Source organism: Sphingomonas sp. SP5 (assembly GCF_058313455.1).
The window spans coordinates 302,724-323,630 of the sequence record NZ_JBZFLF010000004.1 but is presented as its reverse complement, the minus strand read 5'-3'; the positions used below and the strand labels follow the sequence as shown (position 1 = coordinate 323,630).

The 20,907-nt window shown below is 70.9% G+C and carries 15 protein-coding genes and 1 pseudogene; 12 read left to right on the top strand and 4 right to left on the bottom strand.

Annotated features, from left to right (window positions below; genetic code table 11):
- The first annotated feature begins 52 nt into the window (after nt 1-52).
- The 4 genes from AC4GY7_RS12405 (at nt 53) to AC4GY7_RS12390 (ending at nt 5,151) form a co-directional block, all read left to right on the top strand.
- The gene (locus tag AC4GY7_RS12405) at nt 53-619 is read left to right on the top strand and encodes a Uma2 family endonuclease (RefSeq protein WP_491114495.1); all 567 of its coding nucleotides are present in this window, start codon (nt 53-55) and stop codon (nt 617-619) included.
- Nucleotides 620-665: 46 nt separating this feature from the next.
- Nucleotides 666-3,383, top strand: a complete 2,718-nt coding sequence (locus AC4GY7_RS12400) for an ATP-dependent DNA helicase (RefSeq protein WP_443583513.1) — start codon at nt 666-668, stop codon at nt 3,381-3,383.
- Nucleotides 3,380-3,919 carry a SixA phosphatase family protein gene (locus tag AC4GY7_RS12395; RefSeq protein WP_491114492.1) on the top strand — a complete coding sequence of 180 codons (540 nt, stop codon included), beginning with the start codon at nt 3,380-3,382 and terminating at the stop codon, nt 3,917-3,919. The genes AC4GY7_RS12400 and AC4GY7_RS12395 overlap by 4 nt, the downstream gene beginning before the upstream one ends.
- A gap of 125 nt (nt 3,920-4,044) precedes the next feature.
- Complete coding sequence (locus tag AC4GY7_RS12390) at nt 4,045-5,151, top strand: AI-2E family transporter (RefSeq protein WP_491114489.1); 1,107 nt, start codon at nt 4,045-4,047, stop codon at nt 5,149-5,151.
- Here the strand turns inward: AC4GY7_RS12390 and AC4GY7_RS12385 are convergent.
- Together AC4GY7_RS12385 and AC4GY7_RS12380 are read right to left on the bottom strand one after the other, a co-directional pair.
- Nucleotides 5,126-5,644 carry a DUF177 domain-containing protein gene (locus AC4GY7_RS12385; protein WP_491114486.1) on the bottom strand — a complete coding sequence of 173 codons (519 nt, stop codon included), beginning with the start codon at nt 5,642-5,644 and terminating at the stop codon, nt 5,126-5,128. The two genes, AC4GY7_RS12390 and AC4GY7_RS12385, sit on opposite strands and share 26 nt — an antisense overlap.
- Nucleotides 5,641-6,153, bottom strand: coding sequence for a ubiquinol-cytochrome C chaperone family protein (locus AC4GY7_RS12380; protein ID WP_491114483.1), 513 nt, complete (start codon nt 6,151-6,153; stop codon nt 5,641-5,643). The genes AC4GY7_RS12385 and AC4GY7_RS12380 overlap by 4 nt, the downstream gene beginning before the upstream one ends.
- A gap of 105 nt (nt 6,154-6,258) precedes the next feature.
- Here AC4GY7_RS12380 and AC4GY7_RS12375 point away from each other — a divergent pair, with 105 nt between their 5' ends.
- Entirely contained in the window at nt 6,259-6,756 is a 498-nt protein-coding gene (locus AC4GY7_RS12375) for an outer membrane protein assembly factor BamE (protein ID WP_443583508.1), read from the top strand.
- A gap of 200 nt (nt 6,757-6,956) precedes the next feature.
- Here AC4GY7_RS12375 and pbpC read toward each other — a convergent pair whose 3' ends face one another.
- Nucleotides 6,957-9,071 carry a penicillin-binding protein 1C gene (gene pbpC, locus AC4GY7_RS12370; RefSeq protein WP_491114479.1) on the bottom strand — a complete coding sequence of 705 codons (2,115 nt, stop codon included), beginning with the start codon at nt 9,069-9,071 and terminating at the stop codon, nt 6,957-6,959.
- Nucleotides 9,072-9,197: 126 nt separating this feature from the next.
- Nucleotides 9,198-14,927: an alpha-2-macroglobulin family protein gene (locus tag AC4GY7_RS12365; RefSeq protein WP_491114476.1), complete on the bottom strand. Its 5,730-nt coding sequence runs from the start codon at nt 14,925-14,927 to the stop codon at nt 9,198-9,200.
- Between the two features lie 496 nt (nt 14,928-15,423).
- Here AC4GY7_RS12365 and AC4GY7_RS12360 point away from each other — a divergent pair.
- The 7 genes and pseudogenes from AC4GY7_RS12360 to AC4GY7_RS12330 all read left to right on the top strand — a co-directional run.
- Nucleotides 15,424-15,822, top strand: a pseudogene (locus AC4GY7_RS12360) (IS110 family transposase); the annotation flags it as partial.
- Between the two features lie 76 nt (nt 15,823-15,898).
- Nucleotides 15,899-16,366, top strand: coding sequence for a transposase (locus tag AC4GY7_RS12355; protein WP_491114473.1), 468 nt, complete (start codon nt 15,899-15,901; stop codon nt 16,364-16,366).
- Nucleotides 16,367-16,705: 339 nt separating this feature from the next.
- Complete coding sequence (locus AC4GY7_RS12350; protein ID WP_491114471.1) at nt 16,706-17,476, top strand: glycosyltransferase; 771 nt, start codon at nt 16,706-16,708, stop codon at nt 17,474-17,476.
- Nucleotides 17,419-18,087 (top strand): glycosyltransferase family 2 protein, encoded by a 669-nt coding sequence (locus tag AC4GY7_RS12345; RefSeq protein ID WP_491114469.1) that lies wholly within the window; start codon nt 17,419-17,421, stop codon nt 18,085-18,087. Before AC4GY7_RS12350 ends, AC4GY7_RS12345 begins: the two co-directional genes overlap by 58 nt.
- Nucleotides 18,088-18,101: 14 nt before the next feature.
- On the top strand, nt 18,102-19,103 hold the full coding sequence (locus tag AC4GY7_RS12340) for a hypothetical protein (RefSeq protein ID WP_491114466.1): 1,002 nt from the start codon (nt 18,102-18,104) through the stop codon (nt 19,101-19,103).
- 63 nt (nt 19,104-19,166) lie between these two features.
- Nucleotides 19,167-20,081 (top strand): sulfite exporter TauE/SafE family protein, encoded by a 915-nt coding sequence (locus AC4GY7_RS12335; RefSeq protein ID WP_491114463.1) that lies wholly within the window; start codon nt 19,167-19,169, stop codon nt 20,079-20,081.
- 35 nt (nt 20,082-20,116) lie between these two features.
- Complete coding sequence (locus AC4GY7_RS12330) at nt 20,117-20,851, top strand: TIGR02186 family protein (protein WP_491114689.1); 735 nt, start codon at nt 20,117-20,119, stop codon at nt 20,849-20,851.
- Nucleotides 20,852-20,907: the final 56 nt, after the last annotated feature.

Here is a 20,907-nt window from a genome sequence, read left to right as displayed (position 1 = left end):
CGCCGCGCATCTGCCGCTTTGGGGCGCGAAGCGCAAATGCTATGGTGGTGCCATGAACATGCTGGCGCCCGGCGAACTGCAGCCGTTCAAGCTGCGCATCGAGGACTACGAACTGCTCGGGGAGGCAGGTGCGTTCGCGATGCAGCGCGTCGAGCTGATCGAGGGGGTCATCGTCACCGTGAATTCCGAGCACGTGCCGCATGGCCGGTTGAAGAACGAGTTGATGTTCCGGTTAAGGCTGGCGCTGCGCGGCATTGCCTCGCCCCTCGATGCCTATGTCGAGGCAAGCCTGTCGTTTCCTCCGCACAGTATGCCCGACGCCGACGTCCTCGTTGCGCAGCCGGATGTGCAGGGCCGCTACTGGGAAGCGGCGGACATCGCGATCGTGATCGAGGTGGCCGCGTCATCGTTGCGCACCGACCTGACGGTCAAGAAGCAGTTGTATGCCGAACACGGCATTCCGGAATATTGGGTCGCCGATGTGAGCCGGCGTGAAGTCCACCAATTCTGGACGCCCCGCGACGGGGACTATGCTGACGCGCGGATCGTGCCGCTCGCGGGCGATATCCGCAGCATCACGCTGCCCGACCTGATGGTGAACGGCGCCGGCATCCTCTGATTCCGCCTCTGGCGTTTGCGATTCGTTCCGCGGTATGGGCCTTGGCGTGATCCCTTATCCCGCCCTCCACGCCAGCCACGGCGGCATCTGGATCGCCGATGCCGAGGGCACGCGGCCGATCGGGCGGGGCGAGGCGATCCGGATCGCCGCGGATACGCCGGTGATCCTGCTCAATGCGCCCTTGGTGGGCCAGCGGCTGGGGTATCCGGAGCTGTCCGGGCTCGACCTGCTCGAGCTGTTCGCCTTCCTGCATCCCGCCCGCTTTGCGGTGCCGACGCCCCGCGGGCTGGCGCGCGCCGTCGACCTGTCGCCGCCCGAGGCGGACGAGGATGTCGCCGCCTTCCTGCGTGAGGCGACGGCGGCGTTGCTCGCGGTGCCGGAGGGCGAGTGGCGCGAGCGCGAAGGCGCCTGGACGGCGGCACAGTCGCTCACCCGGCTGCGCTGGCCCTGGGCGCCGGCGATCGCGCCGTTGCTCGCCAAGCCCAAGGTCAACGAACGCTGGTTGTTCGCCACGCTGCCCGAATGGGAGGAGCATGCCGCCCGCCCCGCACCGCTGACCGTCGCGATCCCGCCCGCCGACGCCGAGGCGCGGCTCGCCGACCTCACCGGCCATGGCGCCGAGGAGCGGCTTGGGCAGCGCGCCTTCGCCGCCGCAGCGACCGATGCCTTTGCGCCGCGGGCGATGCGGGACGCCCCCAACCTCGTGCTCGCCGAGGCGGGGACGGGGATCGGGAAGACGCTGGGCTATCTCGCCCCGGCCTCGCTCTGGGCGGAGCGGGCGGGCGGTGCGGTGTGGATCAGCACCTATACCAAGGCGCTGCAACGCCAATTGTCCAAGGAAACCGAGCGGCTTTTCCCCGATCCTGCGGTGCGCCGGCACAAGGTGGTGACCCGCAAGGGCCGCGAGAATTACCTGTGCCTCCTCAACCTGGAGGATGCGTTGCAGGGTGGCTTTGCCGGCCGCGCCGCGATCCTGGCGCAACTGGTCGCGCGCTGGGCGGCGTATAGCGCCGATGGCGACATGGTCGGCGGCGATCTGCCCGGCTGGCTGCCTACCCTGTTCCGCCGCAACGGCCCCGCGGCGTTGACCGATCGCCGCGGCGAGTGCGTCTATGCGGGCTGCCCGCATTACCGGAAATGCTTCATCGAACGCGCGGCGCGGGCGAGCGCGGAGGCGGACGTCGTGATCGCCAATCATGCCCTGGTGATGGTCAATGCGGCGCGCGGGCGGGAAACGTCGACGCGGCCGACGCGCTATGTCTTCGACGAAGGTCATCACCTGTTCGAAGCAGCCGATTCGATGTTCTCCACCGCGCTGACCGGGCAGGAGACGATCGAGCTCAGGCGCTGGATCCTCGGCCCGGAAAGCGGCGGTCGTGGCCGGCGTCGTGGGCTTCAGGCGCGGTTGTCGGATGTCGCCAGCTATGACGAACAGGGTGGCATTGCGATCCAGGATGCGGTGGCGGCGGCGCGCCACCTCGCCGGCGACGGCTGGCTGGGGCGAATCGCCGAAGGCGCGCCGTTCGGGCCGGTCGAGCATCTGCTCGCCGCCGTCCGCGGCCTCACCTATGCGCGCGCCGAGCAGCCGGGCGACGCCGGCTACGGGCTGGAAACCGAACTGGCCGAACCGACGCCCGAATTGATCGAGGCGGCGGCGCCCGCCGCCGCAGCGCTCGATGCGCTGGTGCGGCCGCTCGTCACGCTCGGGCGGCGGCTGGAGGCGGTGCTGGCCGAGGCGCCCGACTGGATGGATGCCCCGGCACGGGCGCGGGTGGAAGGCGCGATCGCCTCGATCGGCTGGCGGGCGGAGACGGTGGCGGCGTGGCTGGCGCTGCTCGCCCGGATCGGCGGCCCAGTCGATCCGGCGCATGTCGACTGGCTGGCGGTCGATCGGGTGGAGGGGCGCGAATATGACATCGGCCTGCACCGCCACTGGCTCGATCCGACCAAGCCCTTCGCCGAGATCGTGCTGAAGCCTTCGCATGGCGCGCTCGTCACCTCGGCGACGCTGACCGGCGGTGGCGATTGGGACACGGCGGAGGCGCGGGTCGGCGCGCCGCATCTCGCCCGCGCGCCGTCGCGGTTCGAGGCGCGCAGTCCCTTCGCCTATCCCGATCTTGCCGAGGTGCTGATCGTCACCGACGTCAAGCGCGGCGACCTGCCCGCGCTCGCCAACGCCTATGCGCGGCTGATCGTCGCCGCGGGCGGTGGCACGCTCGGGCTGTTCACGGCGATCCGGCGACTGCGCGGCGTGCACGGCCGCATCGCGGATCGGCTGGCGCGCGAGGGGCTGCCGCTGCACGCGCAGCACGTCGATCCGATCGACACGGGCACGCTGGTCGATATCTTCCGCGACGATCCCGCCGCCTCGCTGCTCGGCACCGACGCGCTGCGCGATGGCGTCGACGTGCCGGGCCGGTCGCTGCGGCTGGTGGTGATGGAGGGTGTGCCCTGGCCCAAGCCGAGCGTGCTGCATGCCGCGCGACGGCTGGCAGGCGGCGGATCGGCTTATGACGACCGCATCGTGCGGGCGCGGCTGGCGCAGGCGTTCGGCCGGCTGATCCGTCGTGCCGACGATCGCGGGGCGTTCGTGATGCTGTCGGCGGCGATGCCGTCGCGGCTGCTCGCTGCGTTTCCGCCGGGCGTCGGCATCGCACGGGTGACGCTGGACGAGGCGGTGGCGCGGGTGCGTGCGCGGCTTTCCTTGTCCGACCATTTCGGGCATGAGGCGGCTCCCGCGATGCACCACGGAGAGGCCGGTTGAAGACGCTGACGCTGCTGCGCCACGCCAAGTCCGGCTGGGACGATCCCGTCTCCCGCGATTTCGATCGTCCGCTCAATGCCAAGGGCAAGCGCGCCGCGCAGACGGTCGGGCGGCATATGCGCGATCTCGACCTCGCCTTCGACCATGTGGTCGCGTCACCGGCGATCCGCGTCGGCGAGACGCTGGATGCGATCGAGGCGGGCTATGGCCGCAAGCTCGGCCCGGTATGGGAACGGCGCATCTATCTCGCCTCGGCGGCGACGCTGCTCGACGTGGTGCACGAACTCCCCGACACGGCGGGACGCGTGCTGATGGTCGGGCATAATCCCGGCCTCGAGGACCTGGTGCTGATGCTGGTGCCGGAAGGCGGCGGCGACCTGCGCCTGCTGGTCGAGCAAAAATATCCGACCGCCACGCTGGCCGAAATGACGCTGGATGCCGAACGCTGGAACACCGTGGCGGCGGGTGGCGCTTCGCTGACCCGGTACGTGCGCCCGCGTGACCTCGACCCGGCGCTGGGACCGGACGAGGAATAGGACCTTCGGTTCGCGGCTGTGCCCCGAATGTATGAAGTCTTCCACACCGCTGCGGCGCAACCGCTTGGACCCGAAACGGCCGTGACGGGTTAAGTGCCTGGCCAAGTGGGCCAAGGGGGAAAGACGTGATCGACCAGCGGCGGCTCGAATCGGGCGGGCTGATCCTGTTTCTGGTGCTGATCTCGGTCGCGCTGCTGCTGGTCGTGTCGTCCTTCATCGGCGCGCTGCTGTGGAGCGTGCTGGCGGCGATCCTGTTCCAGTCGCTGTTCCGCTGGCTGCTCGCCCGATGGCCTGGGCGGCGCAATCTCGCCGCGGCGGCGACGTTGCTCATCATCCTCGTCGCCGTGATCCTGCCGGCGCTCGCCATCACCGGCATGGTCGTCGATCAGTCCGCGGGCGTCTATGCCAAGGTGCAGAGCGGCCAGATCGATTTCGCCCGCTATTTCGATCAGGTCCACGATGCGCTGCCCGATTGGGTCCGGCACCCGCTCGATCGTGCCGGCCTCGGCAGTTTCGACCTTGCGCAGGCACGCATCGCGCAGGGGCTGCGCAGCAGCTTCCAGTCGATCGCGGCGCAGGCGCTGTCGATCGGGCGCAATGCCGCCGCCTTTCTGCTGGCGTTCGGCGTCGGGCTCTATGTCACCTTCTTCCTGTTGCGCGACGGCGAGCGGCTGGCGCCGGCGGTGCGCGACGCGCTGCCGCTGGAGCGCAGCGTCGCCGACCGCCTGCTCGGCAAGTTCGTGTCGGTCGTCCGCGCGACGATCAAGGGTTCGGTGGTGGTCGCGCTGGTGCAGGGCGCGCTGGGGGCGATCACCTTCTGGATCGTCGGCGTGCCGGCGGCCCTGCTGTGGGGCCTGCTGATGGCATTGGTCGCGTTGCTGCCCGCCGTGGGCCCGGCGATCGTCTGGGTGCCGGTGGCCATCTATCTGCTCGCCACCGGCGCGGTGTGGCAGGGCGTGGTCGTCATCGTCTCCGGCGTCGCGGTGATCGGCCTTGCCGACAATATCCTCCGGCCGATCCTGGTCGGGCGCGACACCGGTATTCCCGACTGGCTGGTGCTGGTGACGACGCTGGGCGGGATCGAGGTCGCCGGATTGAGCGGCATCGTCGTCGGTCCGCTGGTCGCCGCATTGTTCATCGCCGGCTGGCAGATCCTCACCGAGGAGCGCGAGGGGCGACGGGTGGACGGCGACCCGGACGCCGCGGCTAACGCCCCTCCAGCAGCGACTTGAGGTTCTGCAAGGCGCCGAGCGGCCGGTGCTCGTCATCGCTGACGACGCCAGCCTCGCGCAGCGTCGCCTCGGCGTCGGAACTGCGCGGAAACGGATCGAGCGCCAGTGCCATCGTCTCGGCCGCTGCCTCGCCGAGGTCGATCACGCCGCCTTCGATCTCCACCGTGTCAAGCGCGCCGGCATCGAGCTCCACCTCGTCCTGACCATCCAGCGTCTCGACGAACAGCAGCGCGACGGGCTCGTCGATGTCGGCGGGCAGCGGCACGCCCGTGACGGAGCAGGCCTGCACCACCGCACCAGTCACGCGGCCGCGCACAGCAATTCCCGCAGCCTCGCGCCGGACGCCGAGCACTGCCTCCAGCCGGTCGACGGACAGGACGCCGAACCGGGTGGCCAACGCCGTGCGCTCGGCTGGATCGGCGGCGATCCGTACCTCGCGCTCGCGTTCGCCGATGGCATCGAGGCGTTCGGGGCGGCTGAATTCCGGGGTCACGGCAGGTCTCCTGCAGTCAGGCGGTCGAGCGGCACGGCGCCCAGCGCGGCGTGAAAGGCGGTGAGCGCGCCGGCGACATGATCGAGCGCTTCGGGTGCCGGTCCTGCGCCGCGATAGAGATTGCGGACCAGCGCCGGGCGCAAGTCGCCCGCCGCCAGGCCGTCGCGATAGGCGCCGAGCCGACCACCCAGCATGCTCATCATCTTGCCGATATGCTTGCCGACGGTGATGTCGCCGATGCCCATCTGGCGCAGCTGCCCGTCCATATCGTCGACGAACCGCTCGGTTAGGTGTGCGGACAGACGCGCCGCCTCCGGCTGCGTTTCGAGCCGCAGCAGCACCATCGCCAGCACCGCGGCGATCATGTCGAAGCGGCCGTCGACGGTATCCGGCACCGCGCCGGCGAGGTACCAATGCTCCTCCCGGCCGCGCGTCACCACCGCATTGTAGAGCGGCAAGGCCTCTTCACGCGTCTCGCCGAACAACCGTCCCCACCAGCCCACTTGCACGTCCCCATTCGACCCCGGCGCTTGATGCCGGCCTGCCCTTCGCATATCGAGGCGATCGGCGGGCGATGCAATCGGCCATGCGCGCCTTCGCCGCTGGAGATAGTGATGAGCGTATCCTTTGCCCGCACCGCCGTTCTTGCGGGTCTCGGGCTGACCCTTGCCGCGGGGGCGTGCGCGCCGCTGCGCTCGCACCAGGGTTATATCATCGACACCGACCTAGTGAACTCGGTGCAGCCCGGCGTCGACAACCGCCAGTCGGTATCGAGCACGCTCGGCCACCCGACCATCGCCAGCCAGTTCGCGCCCTATGACTGGTATTATGTCGCGCGCGACAGCCGCAACCTCAATTTCCAGAAGCCCAAGGCCAAGGACCAGATCGCGCTGAAGATCAGCTTCGATCCCAACGGCACGGTGAAGTCGGTGACGCGGACCGGGCTGGACCAGATCGCGAGCGTCAGCCCCTATGGCAAGACGACGCCGACGCTGGGCCGCAAGCGCGGCTTCTTCGAGGATCTGTTCGGCAACATCGGCACGGTGGGCGCAGCGGGTGCCGGCGGTCCAGGTGGCGGCAGCAACACCGGCGGCGGTCGCGACACGCCCTGATCCGGGCAGATGGTCCGTACCTGACGGCGGGGAATGCCCCCTGTTGGCCGCGCCGCCTGCTACGCATCGGCGCGGCCGTGCCGTGCTTGGACCGGCACTGATCCCGAAAGGGGAAGGGATCAGGTGGCGCAACGCGCCGCCGCCGCATTGGTTCTATACGGCCGCAAGTTTAAATGTCCGGTACCGTGCCGGGGCGCGATTCAGCGCACGGTGAAGATCACCTGGTCCACCACGCGGCCGGCGAGGTCGATCAGCCGCAGCCGGTGCGCGCCGGGGCCGGGCAGGATCAGCGGCGGGTGGTCGGCGGGGCCGAGGTCGCGCGTGTCGAGCACCACGCGGTGCGCCGCCCCCGCGCCGCTGACGCCGATGCTGAGCCGCTGGCGGTCGATCGGGATGTCGGGGTCGAGCGCATAGACGCTGCCGGCCACCGGGTTGGTGAAGCGCGGGCGGCGCGCGGCGGGCGGCGCGGCGGCGATCACCGTCTGCGCGGTGCCATGGAGGAACCAGTCGCGGCGCGGCTCCTCGATGCCGTAGGCAAAGGCGATGCGGCGTGCCTCCACGCCGGCGGGCGGTGCCGGCTCGCGGCTGCCGGTGTGCGCGTGCAGCGCCATCATTACGTCGCGCCACACCGGCGCCGCGCCGCTGGTGCCGGACACCGCGCGCATCGGATCGCCCTCCGCATTGCCGATCCAGACGCCGACGGTGAAGCGGTCGCTATAGCCGATGCACCAATTGTCGCGCATCGCCTTGGATGTCCCCGTCTTCACCGCCGCCCAGAACGGCAGGCGCAGCGCCGAATCGAGGCCGAAGGTGGCGGCGCGCGCGTTGGGATCGGCGATCATGTCGCCGACGATCCAGGCCGCCGCCGGGGCGACGATCGCGCGAGGTGCGGCACGCGGCTGCGCCAGCGTCAGCCGCAGCGGACTCCAGCGTCCGCCGTCCGCCAGCGCGCGATAGGCGGCGGCCTGTTCCAGCAACGTCACCTCGGCCGATCCAAGCGCCAGCGAGAAGCCGTAATAATCGCCATCCTCCGTGAGCCCGCGATAGCCGATGTCCCACAACCGGTCGCGAAACGGCTCGACACCGACGAGCAGCAGCGTGCGCACCGCCGGCACGTTGAGCGATCCCGCCAGCGCGGTGCGCGCCGATACCGGCCCCTTGAACCCGCGATCATAATTCTGCGGCACATAGAGGCCGGAGGCGGTGTCGAGCTGCACCGGCGAATCGTCGAGGATCGAGGCGGGGGTGAGATACCGCCGCTCGATCGCCTGGGCGTAGAGGAAGGGCTTCAGCGTCGATCCCGCCTGGCGATAGGCATTGGCATTGTCGACCGCCGGCGCGGTGGAGGCGCCGCCGATCCCGCCGACATAGGCGAGCACGTCGCCGCTGGCATTGTCCACCACCACCACCGCGCCGTCGCGTGCGCGGGTGCCGCCCAGGCCGAGCAGCTGGCGGCGCAGCGCGGCGATCGCGAGCCGCTGCATCCCGGCATCGAGCGTGGTGGCGATACGCAGGCCGGGCCGGGTGAGCAGGCGGTCGGACAGGTGCGGCGCCAGGCCAGGATCGAGCGCGAGACTGCGCGCGGGGCCGAGCATGGCGGCGGCCGCGGCGGGGAAGCGGGCGCAGTCGCCCCCGCCGGACAGCGCGCAGGCGCGGCGTGCGATCTGGCGGGCATCGGCACGTGGGTCGGGCAAAAGCGCGGCGAGCAGCAGGCCGTCGTCGCGGGTCAGGCTGGCGGGTGTCTTGCCGAACAGGCCGAGCGCGACAGCGCCGATCCCCTGCGCCTCGCCGCGATAGCCGGCGAGGTTGAGATAGGTTTCGAGGATCTGGTCCTTGCTCCATCGCGCCTCGATCGCCCGGCCGGCGCGGATCTGGCGCAGCTTGTCCAGCCAGCCCCGCGCGCCGGGGCGGGCGAGCGCGGGGGCGAGGAAGGCGGCGACCTGCATCGACAGCGTCGAGGCGCCGCGTGGCCGCTGCCGGTCGATTCGTGCCCGCGCGGCGCCACCGATCGCCAGCCAGTCGACGCCGCCATGGTCGAAGAAGCGATGATCCTCCGCAGCGACGATCGCGCTTCGCGCCGCGGGCGACACGGCGGCGAGCGGCGTCCAGGCGAGCCGGCGCGCGGCGAAGTCTACGCGGGCGCTGTCGATCAGCCGACCATGGCGATCGTAGAGCCAGGATTCGGATGGGTGCCAGCGCGCACGGACCGCGGCATAGTCGGGCAGCAGCGGCGGCCGCGTGGCATAGTCCAGCGTGCCGCCGGCGACCGCGAGCGCCGCGACGAGGGCGATGGCGCGGGCGGGGGTGAAGGCCATGTCAGGCTTCCCACGAGGCGGGCGGGGCGGGCGCGGGACCGACGGAGGGAGAGGAGGCCACACCTTTCCCAACCGTCATCCCGGCGTCCGCCGGGATGACGATGGGGTGTGCGGGAGGCTGGCCACTCACCGCTGCGCCACCACCACCGGTGCATTGGGCAGCTGCGCCCGCACGCTTGGCGCATACATCGCCTCGATGCGCGTCGGCGGCAGGCTGAAGCGGCCTGCGGCATTCAGCCGCAGCGCGTAGCTGACGGTGAAGCGGCCGCGTGGCACCCAGGCGTAGAAGCCGCGCCAGCTGTCGTTGCCACGCTCGACATAGGAGGGCTGCACCCCGTCGCCGCCGTCGTCCGCCCCCAGCATCTGCGACTGGTTGGCGAGATCGCCAACGATCGTCGCGCCGGCGGGGATCGGATCGTTCACCACCACCCAGTTGCGCTCGGCGGTGGCATCGACGGTAATCGTCACGCGCAGCACGTCGCCGCGGGTGAACTGACCGGGTTTGCGCGCCTGGACCACGGCGACGGTGCGGGTCGCCCGGTAGCCGGCGAACAGCGCTGCCTTCAGCGGCACTGCGGCGCGGACCGATACCGTCGCCCAGGGGCCGCTGCCGCCGCTCTGCCGCAGCACGAGCGGCGTCGGGCCGGCCGGCAGCGGCAGGCTGACCAGCCGCGCGTCGGGTGCCAGCGGCCACGCGCGCGACACGCTCGTGCCGCCGAGCTGGAGCGTCGTGGTGCCAACGATCGCCTGCGCCGGGTACAGGCCGGCGAACTTGCGCACCGCGACGGCGCCCCAGGCGTTGGCCGTCGTCGTATCCCAATGGCCGCGCGACTGGCGCGAGGCGACGCCGACCATCATCTTCGCCGCCTCGTCCTGCCAACCCGGCCGGCCGAGCGTCACCAGCAGCGCCTTGATCGCCGCTTCGTCGGCGGAGGACATCAGCCACCAGGGCGCGTTCGCCGCATCGGACAGGTCGAGCCGCGTGCCCTCGTACACCAGCCGGCTGCGCAGCACGCCCTCCGCCTGTGCCTTCAGCGCGGCGGCATTGGCGAAACCGACGCGGTCGAGCGCGGCGAGGTAATCGGCCAATAGTGCGGTCGGCATCTCGGCCGCGGACAGGCCGATCTGCCCGAGCATCGCCGGGGTGGCGGCGCCGGCGCGGGCGAGCGCGACGAAGGCGACGAGCCGCTGCTGGCGCGGATCGCCATAGCTTTCGTGGCGCAGGCGCCCGTCCAGCACCGCCTTCAGCCCCTCGATCATCCGCGCGCGCGGCGCGGCGGGCAGCGGCAGGCCGGCCTCCGAGGTGATCGACAGGACGTAGGCGGTCAGCGCCTCGGAGCCGTCGAGCGACTCGCTCGGCCAGTAGCGGAGCAGGCCGTCGGGCGCCTGGTAGGTCGGGATGGCGCCGGCAAGCGCCGTCCAGCGCGCGGTGTCGCCCAGGGCGACGATGCGGCTCAGCTGCTGTTCGAAACAATCATAGGGATAGTCGCTCATGTAGCGCCGCACCCCGGTGAGCGGCGGTGCGAGCGTATCGGCGAGCTGCACGTCGACCGCGCCGCGGCCGGGCAGCGCGCCTGCCGGCGGTGCGATCGGCAGCGTGGTATCGCCGACACGCGTCAACGCCGCGGCCCAGGTTTCGACCGGCACCGCCGGCACCACCGTCTGCGTCGCGGTGATCCGGTCGGCGGCCTTGCCGTCGGCGGTGGTCGCCGTCACCTGCCAGCGCAGGGCGCCGCTCGCTTGCGGGGCGGTGAGGTTCCAGGCGACGGGGGCGGCGCCGCCGGCGGGGATGGTGACGGTCAGCGGCTTGCCGGTGGCGATGCGCGGGAACACTTCCACGCGCGCGGTGACCGTCATCGGCCGGTCGCTGCCGTTCCTCAGCGTGAAGCCCGCGCCATACCAGTCGCCGCTGCGCACCAGCGGCGGCAGGCCGGCATAGATCGACAGGTCCTGCGCGGTGCGGATCGCGGTGGAGCCGGTGCCGAACAGCCCGTCGCCGTCGGTGGCGATGGCGACCAGCTTGAATGAGGACAGCGCGTCCGACAGCGGCACCGACAGCGCGGCACGCCCCTGCGCGTCGAGCGGCACATGGCCGCGCCACAGCAGCACCGGCTGAAAATTCTCCCGGTTGAGCGCGGCGAGGTCGCCGCCACCGCCGCCGCCGGCCTCCACCGCCTTGCGACCGTAATGGCGCTTGCCGACGATCTGCATCTGCGCGGTCGAGGTGAGCACCGACAGCGGCCGTTCGCCCATCATCGCGCCCAGCACGTCCCAGCTGTCGTTGGGGGCGAGTTGCAGCAGCGCCTCGTCCACCGCGACGAAGGCGACGTCGGCACCGGCGGCGGGGCGACCGTCCGGCCGCCTGACCTGCAGCGCGACGGCGGCGGTGCCGCGCGGGGCGAAGCGCTCGCGATCCGCCTTCACCGCGACGGCGAGGCTATGGCCTTCCCATCCTACCTTCACCTTGGCGATGCCCAGTCGGTAGGCGGGCTTGGCGAGGTCGACCAGCGCCGTCGGCTCGGGCGCGGGCTCGGCCTTCACCAGCCCCAGCTTCGCGCCGATGCCGCGCAGCCAGCCGGTCCAGCCGCTGTCGATCCGCCCGCGCACCGCCATCACCGACACGAAGACGTCGGGGGCGTAGCTGCCCGGCATCGGCACCTCGACCACCGGGTCGGTGCCGCTGAGTTCGGTGACGAAGCTCGACAGCACGCCTTCGCGCTCCACGGTCACCAGCGCGGTGGCCTGGCGGAACGGCATGCGGACCTGGAAGCGCGCCGTCTCGCCCGCCTGGTAGGCGTTGCGTTCGGGGACGACATCCATCCGGTCGCCATTGTCGCCGCCGAACCACCAGGCATCGTCGCCCGCCAGCCACACCGGGCGGACCGCACGCGCGACGTTGCCGTCGGCGTCCTTGGTCGTGGCGACGACATACACCTCGCCCGACACGCCGGGATCGACGCTGCATTGGGCGAGGCCCTGCGCGTCGGTGGTCGCCGTACAGGTGGCGTCGAGCTGCGTCGTGCGCATCTGGTTGTCATAGGCATAGAAGCCGCCGATCAGCCGCCGCCGCGCGGTGAGGATCTGCCGGCTGTAGAGCGCGACCGACACCTGCTGGTTCGCCCGCGGCTTGCCGTCGGTGCCGAGCGCGACGAAGCGCAGGCGCAGATCGTCCTGCCGCATCAGCCAGCCGTCGGTCCTGACGCCCAGCTGGACCGCCGCGGGGTAGATGGGAAGGGTGCGGGTGGCGGTGAGCACCTGGCCGTTCGCATCCTGGTAATCCATCTCGACCCGCATGTCGGCAAGGCCGTCGAGCGCCGGCACGTCGACGCTGGTGCGCGCGGTGCCGCCTGCTCCCAGCGTCACCGGCAGCGTCTGCGTGGGGGGCAGCGGGGTCGGCTGATCGTCGCCGTCGCCGTTCATCGGCTTGACGCCCGGCTCCACCCTGGCGCCGCCGAAGGTATAGCCGTCATAGCCTTCCGGTGTGGCGGTGTGCGCGAACCAGCCGACCCGCACATCGACCGGCATGCCCGCGGCACCGCCGCCGGACAGATAGCCGACGTACAGGTCGAGCGGCAGCGATCGCGGGCGTACCGCGGCGGCCTTCGGCCCGGTGACGGTCGCGCGCATCGTCGGCAGCTTGTATTCGTCGACCTTGAACGACTGGTCGGTGAAGGTGACGTCGTCCCCGCGCACGATGCGCAGGTCGTAATCGCCCATGGGGGCGCCCTGCGGCGCGGTCCAGCTCGTCTCGCCGATGCCGCGCGCGTCGATGGTCAGCGGCAGGTCGAACTGCGTGTCGGAGCCGCGGTGGGCGAGGCGCAGGGTGCCGGTGAAGCCCGCCGGTATGGTGAAGCCGGTGCCGCTCTGACGGCGGACGATATGCTTCATGTGGATCGTCTCGCCCTGGCGCACCAGCGCGCGGTCGAAGACGGTGTGGAACGTCTCGGCCGGCGCGGCATAGCCATAGGGCAGTTCGAAATCATAGGGCCGGATGCCTTCGCCCCAGCTGGTCAGCGCGAAGCTGAAATCGTCCCCGGCGCGGGCTGATACCATCAGCGGGTGCGCGCTGCCCGTGCTCTCGCAGCTGCCGTAGGTTTCGGGCGCGGGCAGGCCGGCCGGCACCATCAGGCCGCCGCTGCGATCGGTGACGCCGCGGGCGAGGGCGCGGCCGGTGCAGCTGTCGCTGATCTGCACGGCGGCGTTCGCCACCGGCCGGCCGCTGTCGAGCGCCGTCACCCAGACGAGGCTGCGTTCGCGTCCCCATTTGAAATGCACCGCCATGTTGGTGACGAGTGCCGCACTGGCCACGTAGCGGGGGGCGTTGCGGCCGAGCAGCGCGCGGCCCAGCGCCGGGCTGGCGAGTTCGACGACGTAGAAGCCGGGCTTCCCCAGCGGAATGCCGACCACCTCGAAGGCGTGGCCCTTGCCGGGCAGGCCGAGCTTCAGCCCCGCGCCCTGGTTGCCGAGGATCGAGCGGTCGCCGGTGTGATTGATCCGCCGCACCACGTCATCGCCGCGCTTCACCTCCTCGACATTCTCGTCGTCCGCGGCATCGACGGTGCGCAGCCATTCGGCGACGGCGGCATCCGAATCGCCGACCTTCAGCGTGCGGCCGCCGATCGCGAGGTTGCGGCCCTGCAACGCCGGCTCGACGTTGCGGACGGTGACGGGCAGCACGCCGCCCTGCGTCGATTCGAGGATGCCGAAGGTGGCGGCGAACTTGACCAGCGGCGGCGCGGCATCGAACCGGACGTCGAGCGGGAAGCGTTCGGCATTGGCGAGGGCGCGGCCGCTTTCGTCCTTGATGCCCGTGGGCAGCGTCAGCTTTGCGGTCGTATCGAAGGGCAGCGGCGCCTTGAAAGTCACGTCGGAGACGGTCGCCTGTGACTTTTCGTCATCGGTAAAGGTCGGCGCGATCGCCTTGCCGTCCGCAAAGGCGAGGCGGATCGCGGCGGCCTGGCTCATCGGCACCGGGGCGGTGAAGCGGACGTGCGCCGCCTCCACCGGACTGCATCCGGCGCGCGGATTGGTGCGGCTGCATTCGAACCGCGCGGTGAAGGGCTTGCGGACGGTATAGTCGAAGCGCTGGTCGGCCCCCGCCAGCCGTCCGGCGGCGGATGCGACCCCCTTGCCCCACACCAGCGCCATGTCGCGTCCCGGCGGCAGCGCCCGACGGCATTTGAGCGCGGTGATGCCGGCGTAGAGCGCCTGCGCCTCGGCCGGCTTGGCGGGGATCGCCTCGGGCAGTCCGGCGCTGTCGAGGAAGCTGCGCACCGCCCAGTTCCGCGTTCCCATCCCTCCGATCAGCCTGGCCGGCAGATCGGCGGCGAGCAGGTCGACCGGGATCTTCTCGCCCACGCCGTCGATCGCGCAATAGGCGTTGGCCGCGACGGAGGCGCGGGTGGGGGCGATCCCGGCGGCAACCAGGAATATCTGGTCCTCCTCGATCCCGTCGCCATCGTTCGCCGGCAACACCGCCACCGCGCGCGGGCCGCCGGCATCGACCGCGAAGCTCGCCCGCCCGTTCAGCGCGTAGCCGGCGACGCTCTTCAGCCCCTTGGCAGCGTCGAACCGGCACTTGGCGTCGCCGGTCAGCGCGGCGGCGAAGTCGAACACCCAGGTCTGCTGGTCGACCCAGCGGCCGCTGCCGGCGCAGCCGGTGGTGAAGGGAGCCGGCGCGCGCGGATCGCCGAGCGGTACCATCGGCTGGTTGAAGCGGATCGTATAGCGCTCCACCGCGCCCGCGGCGCCGCTGATGCCGGGTTGGGCGAGCACGACCTGCGGGCTGTCGTCGCCGAAGGCCGCTACCGGGGCCAGCGCCAGAGCCAGCACTGCCCATCGCATCGCCGCACGCATTCGCCGTCTCCCCGCCGCAGGCCGAGCGTAATCGTGATGACCGGTCGAATCCAGAGGCTAGGGCTGATCGACATTGGAGATGAAGGACCCTCTTCATCCTCCCCCGCCAGGGCAGCTATCGCATATGGCGATGATAGCTGCCGGCTGCAGGTGAAGGGGCATGCCATCCAGGTATCCTTCGTCACCCCGGACGTGTTCCGGGGTCCACCGTGCCGCAAAATCAAGAGCGTATTGGTGTGCGGCACGATGGATGCCGGACCAAGTCCGGCATTGTCTGTTGGAAAGGGTGTAGGGAGGGGACGTTCCGCGATGAGCGGGATGCCCGGGTCGGGTGACCACCCGACCCGGGCGCGGACAGCGTGACCGTTCCGGCATAGGGCCAGAAGGCCCGTCGTCATCGGGGTCAGCCGTCCGCTTCCCTTGACGCTTGGTGAGTTGCCAGGGCCGCTGATCCACGCCCGCAGACAATCACAAGCTGCTGGAAGGATAGCCTGCCATGGACACGTCCGCTACCGTTCCCACCTGCTTCATCGGCTGCGATGTCGGCAAGGCCGAGATCGTCGTCTTCGACAGCCGGACAGAGCGCATCACGCGGGTTCGCAACACCGGCACCGCCCTGGCCGACTTCGCCGCCGCGCTCGATCCCGGCGCGCTGGTGATCTGCGAGGCGACAGGCGGGTACGAGGCGCTCCTGCTCGATGCGCTGACCGGTGCCGGCCGCGCCGCGCATCGCGCCGATGCCCGCAAGGTCAAGGCCTTCATCCGCTCCTTCGGCACGCTCGGCAAGACCGACGCCATCGATGCCCGGGCGCTGGCGCACTACGGCCGCGAGCGGCACGACCGCCTCGCCCGCTGGCGACCGCGCGACCGCCAGCGCGACCGGCTCCACCGCTTGGTGTCGGCCCGTCAGGACCTCGTCGAACAGCGCGTCGCCTGCAAGAACCGCATCCAGGCACCCGGCATGGGCGACCTTGCCCCACGCCTGCACCGCATCCTCGCGGCCCTCGACGCCGAGATCGCCGGCATCGAGGCCGATATGCCAAGCGCTGATCGCCGCCTGCCAGCCGCTGCGTCAGGCCGTCGACGTCCTCGGCGGCATCACCGGCATCGGCCCCGTCACCGCCGCCCGCCTCATCGCGCTCATGCCCGAGCTCGGCACCCTCGGCCGCCGACAGGCCGCCGCCCTGGCAGGCCTTGCTCCACACCCACGACAAAGCGGCGCGTCCGACGCCTATCGCGCCACCCGCAGCGGCAGACCCGGCGTCAAACACACCATGTTCATGGCCGCCCTCACCGCCGCACGCCGCCACCCCGACCTCAACGCCTTCTATCGCCGCCTCCTCGCCAACGGCAAAAAACCCATCGTCGCCACCGTCGCCGTCATGCGAAAACTCATCGTCATCGCCAACGCCAGGCTCAGAGACGCAGCCATCTTCTGAGTTGATGACGGAGGATTAAAGAACGCCCCCGGATCAGACAGTCCATATGCGATAGCCCTGCCCGCCAAGGGGGGGGCGCCGAAGGCGGCGGAGGGGGAGGAATACCGACGGTGGTCGTCGCTTACCTCCCCCTCCGTCAGGCTGCGCCTGCCACCTCCCCCTGGCGGGGGAGGATTGAATATCGATCGGCTTGGGAAAACCGGCTGACCATCGTTTAGCGACCGTTCTGGATGTAATCGATCGGATCGCCAGAGGCCGCTTTGATCTCCCCCAGAAGCCCTTTGACTTCTTTAATCCATTTCGGACATGATAGCCGGGGTTCGAGAGGCCGGGGGGCACATGCTGGAACAGGTGACGGGCATCGTCGATGTTGCCGCGCGCGAGACGATGCTGTTTGCGGCGGCAGGCCTGCTGATCGGCGGGCTCGACGATGGCGTGGTCGACCTCTGCTTCATGGGTCATCGCCTGTCCCGGCGCGGGCGGCAGCGGTTGACCGTGGAGGCGCTGGCTGCGCCCGAGACGCCGGGCCGCTTCGCCGTCTTCGTCGCCGCCTGGGATGAAGAAGCGGTGATCGGCGGCATGCTGTCCGCCGCGGTCGCGCGGATCGAACATCCCGACTACCGGCTCTATGTCGGCGTCTACCCCAACGATCCCGGCACGATCGCCGCGGTTCGCGCCGTCGCCGCGACCGATCCGCGCATCCGGATGATCGTGGGGAGCCGCGACGGGCCGACGACGAAGGCGGATTGCCTCAATAGCTTGTGGGGAGCGCTGGTCGCCGACGATGCGGCGGCCGGTCGGGCGACGCGCGCGGTCGTGCTGCACGATGCCGAGGATGTCGTCCATCCCGCCGAACTGACCGTCTTCGACGCGCTGATCGATGGTCATGCGGTGGTGCAATTGCCGGTGCTGCCGCTGATCCGGCCGGGATCCCTCGTGTCCGGCCATTATGCCGACGAATTCGCCTATGCGCACAGCATCCAGCAGCCGGTGCGCGCGATGTTAGGCGCCGCCCTGCCACTTGCCGGCACGGTTGTGCGATCGCCATGCCGATGCTTGCCGCCATTGCGGCGGAGCGGGATGGCGCGCCGTTCGATGCCACCAGCCTGACCGAGGATTACGAACTGGGCCTGCACGTCGCCGGACGGGGCGGGCGCAGCCGGTTCGCGCGGGTGCGCGATGAACGTGACGGCAGCCTGGTCGCGGTGCGCGCCTATTTTCCCGATACGATCCCCGCCGCGACCCGCCAGAAAGCGCGGTGGATGACCGGGATCGCGCTCGCCGGCTGGGATCGCACCGGCTGGGCACGGGCGGGGGCGGTGGCGGACCATTGGATGCGCCTCCGCGACCGCCGCGCGCCGCTGTCGGTGCTGGTGCTGGCGGTCGCCTATTGCGCCGTGCTGCTGTGGCCGGTGACGATCCTGCTGCATTGGTGGGGCCTGAGCGAGCATCCCGACGACCGGCTGGCCGACTGGCTGTTGCTCGCCACCTCGCTGCTGCTCGGCTGGCGGCTGCTGATGCGGGTGGTCTGTACCGGCCGCGCCTATGGCTGGCGGCAGGCCTGCTGGTCGGTGCCGCGGTTCTTCGTCGGCAATATCGTCTCGCTGATCGCCGCGCCGCGCGCGATCGGCCGCTACCTGCGGGTGCTGCGCGGCAAGCCGCTGGTGTGGGACAAGACGCGCCACGATTTCCCCGCGATCGAGGGCATCGCGCCGGTATGAGGGGAGGGCGGCCGTTGTGGTTCCTCGTCATCGTGCTGAGCGGCTGGACGGCGGCGCGCGGTGTCGACCTGTACGGTGCTGCCGAGGGCGAAAGCGACGCCGGCATCGCGCCGGTCCGGGCGCTCGCCGCCGCGATCGGCATCACGCCCGCCGCCGCTGCGCCGTCCCCCGGACTGGTGGCGAAGGTTCGCAATCCCGCGTCGCCCCCCGTGGCAGCGGCGGCACGGCAGAGGCGATCGCCACCGGCAGCCGTCGAGGCGAATCGGGCCAAGCCGACAGCCCGGGATGAACCGCAGGTACGATCGGCGGGCACGCCGCCGCTGCTGCCCGGCGTCATCATGGCGCCGGCGCCTGCCGTTGCCGCCCCCGGTCCATCGCCGGCACCACGTTCGGGACGGTGGGCAGGCAGCGCCTGGCTGATCGCGCGCAACGGGTCGGCGATCGGCCTGCCGGGCAGCCAGCTCGGCGGATCGCAGGCGGGTGTGCGCGTCACCTATGGCCTCACCGCCAACCGACGGCTGGCGCTGGCTGCCCGCCTGTCGGCGCCGCTCTCCGGTCGTGGTCGGGAGGCGGCGGCGGGGATCGACTGGCAACCGACCCGGTTGCCGGTCCACGTCCTTGCCGAACACAGGATCGGCCTGGACGGCGGGCGCGGCGGGCCGACGCTGGCGGCGATCGGCGGCTTCGGTCCGGCCGAGGTGACGCGCGGCGTGGTGCTGGAGGGCTATGGCCAGGCGGGCGTGATCGCGCGCGACGGCGGCGAGGGCTTTGCCGACGGCGCGCTGCGGGCGGCGCATCCGCTCGCCACGCTGGCGGGCGTGCGCATCGATATCGGGGCGGGGATATGGGGCGGGGCGCAGCGGGGTGCGGCGCGGCTCGACGTGGGGCCGTCGCTCGGGCTGGTCCTGCCCGTGGGCGGGCGCCGCCTCCGCCTGTCCGCCGACTGGCGCCAGCGCATCGCCGGGGCTTCGCGACCCGGTTCGGGCCCGGCGCTGTCGCTCGGCACCGACTTTTGAGCATCGGGCGGGGATCGGCGGCTCCGCTCTGGTCCCCTTCGCCGAGCGGCGTATAACGCGCGGGTGGACCTGTACCTTCCCATCGCCAACCTGTCGGTCAACGCCTTCGTCATCATCCTGCTCGGTGGCGGCGTGGGGCTGCTATCTGGCATGTTCGGGATCGGCGGCGGCTTCCTGACGACGCCGCTGCTCATCATCTACGGCATCCCGCCGACCGTTGCCGCCGCCTCTTCGGCGAGCCAGGTGACGGGGGCGAGCGTGTCGGGCGTGGTCGCGCATTTCCATCGCAAGGGCGTGGATATCAAGATGGGCGGCGTGCTCGTCGCGGGCGGCATCCTGGGCAGTTTCGCCGGCGCCTGGATCTTTCGCCTGCTGCAGGCGAGCGGACAGATCGATACGGTGATCGGCGTCGTCTATGTGGTGCTGCTCGGATCGATCGGCACGCTGATGGCACGCGAATCGATCAGCGCGATCGGTGTCGCCAAGGGCCGTCGCGCGGCCCGTCCGCGGCGGCGGCGGCATCATCCGCTGGTCGCGGCGCTGCCGCTGCGCACGCGCTTCTACGCCTCCGGCCTCTACATCTCGCCGCTGGCGCCGCTGCTGCTCGGCTTCGGAACGGGCATTCTCACCATCCTGCTCGGCATCGGCGGCGGCTTCATCCTGGTGCCGGCGATGATCTACCTGCTCGGCATGGCGACCAGCGTGGTGGTCGGGACCTCGCTGTTCCAGACGCTGTTCGTCACCGCGGTGGCGACGATGGTGCACGCCACCACGACCAAGGCGGTCGACATCGTGCTCGCCGGGCTACTGCTGGTCGGATCAGTGGTCGGCGCGCAGCTCGGCGCGCGGTTCGCCACCAAGGTGAAGCCCGAATATCTCCGCCTCGCGCTGGCGGTGATGGTGCTGCTGGTCGGCCTGCGCATCCTGCTCGGCCTCGTCTGGCGGCCGGAGGAGATCTTCACGGTGGAGCTGACGTGAAGCGGGCGGCACCGCTGCTGCTCGCGCCCCTGCTGATGGGGCAGGCGCCCGCATCGTCGGGCAAGCCGGTGCTGGTGCCCGACGTGTCGCAACGCTCGATCGAGATCGCCTACAGCTTCACCGGCGCCGAGCTGCTGCTGTTCGGTGCGATCCTCTATCCCGGCGGGCGACTGCCGCGCGGCGAATCGCCGACCGACATCGTGGTGGTGGTGAAGGGGCCGACGCAGCCAGTGGTGGTGCGCGAGAAGCAGAAGGTCGCCGGCATCTGGGTCAATGCCGAGCATCTGCGCTACAGCTCGGCACCCAGTTTCTATGCGCTCGCCTCGTCGCGGCCGATCGGGCGGATCGTCGACGAGCGCACCCGCGCGATCTACGAACTGGGGCTCGGCAGCCTGCAACTGTCGCCCGGGTCGAGCGCGGTCAGCGCGGTCGAGCAGCGCTTCCAGCGCGGGCTGGTCGACCTGCGCGAGCGGGCGGGCCTGTATGTCGAGGCGCCGCACGCGGTGGAGATCACCGACGGCGTCCTCTACCGCGCGCGGCTGACGATTCCCGCGCGGGTGCCGGTGGGCCGGTTTACCGCCGAAACCTTCCTGATTCGCGACGGGCGGGTGCTCGCGGCGGCGGTGCGCGACATCGATATCCGCAAATCGGGCTTCGAACGCTTCGTCGCGCGGGCGGCCGAGCGTGAATCGATCCTCTACGGCCTTGTCGCGGTGGCGCTGTCGGTCGGGCTGGGACTGGCGGCGGGATGGATCGCGCGGCGGGTGTGAGGCCAGCAATTACCGTATCTTAACGGCTCGATGCCTATGACCTGTCCGGAATGGAC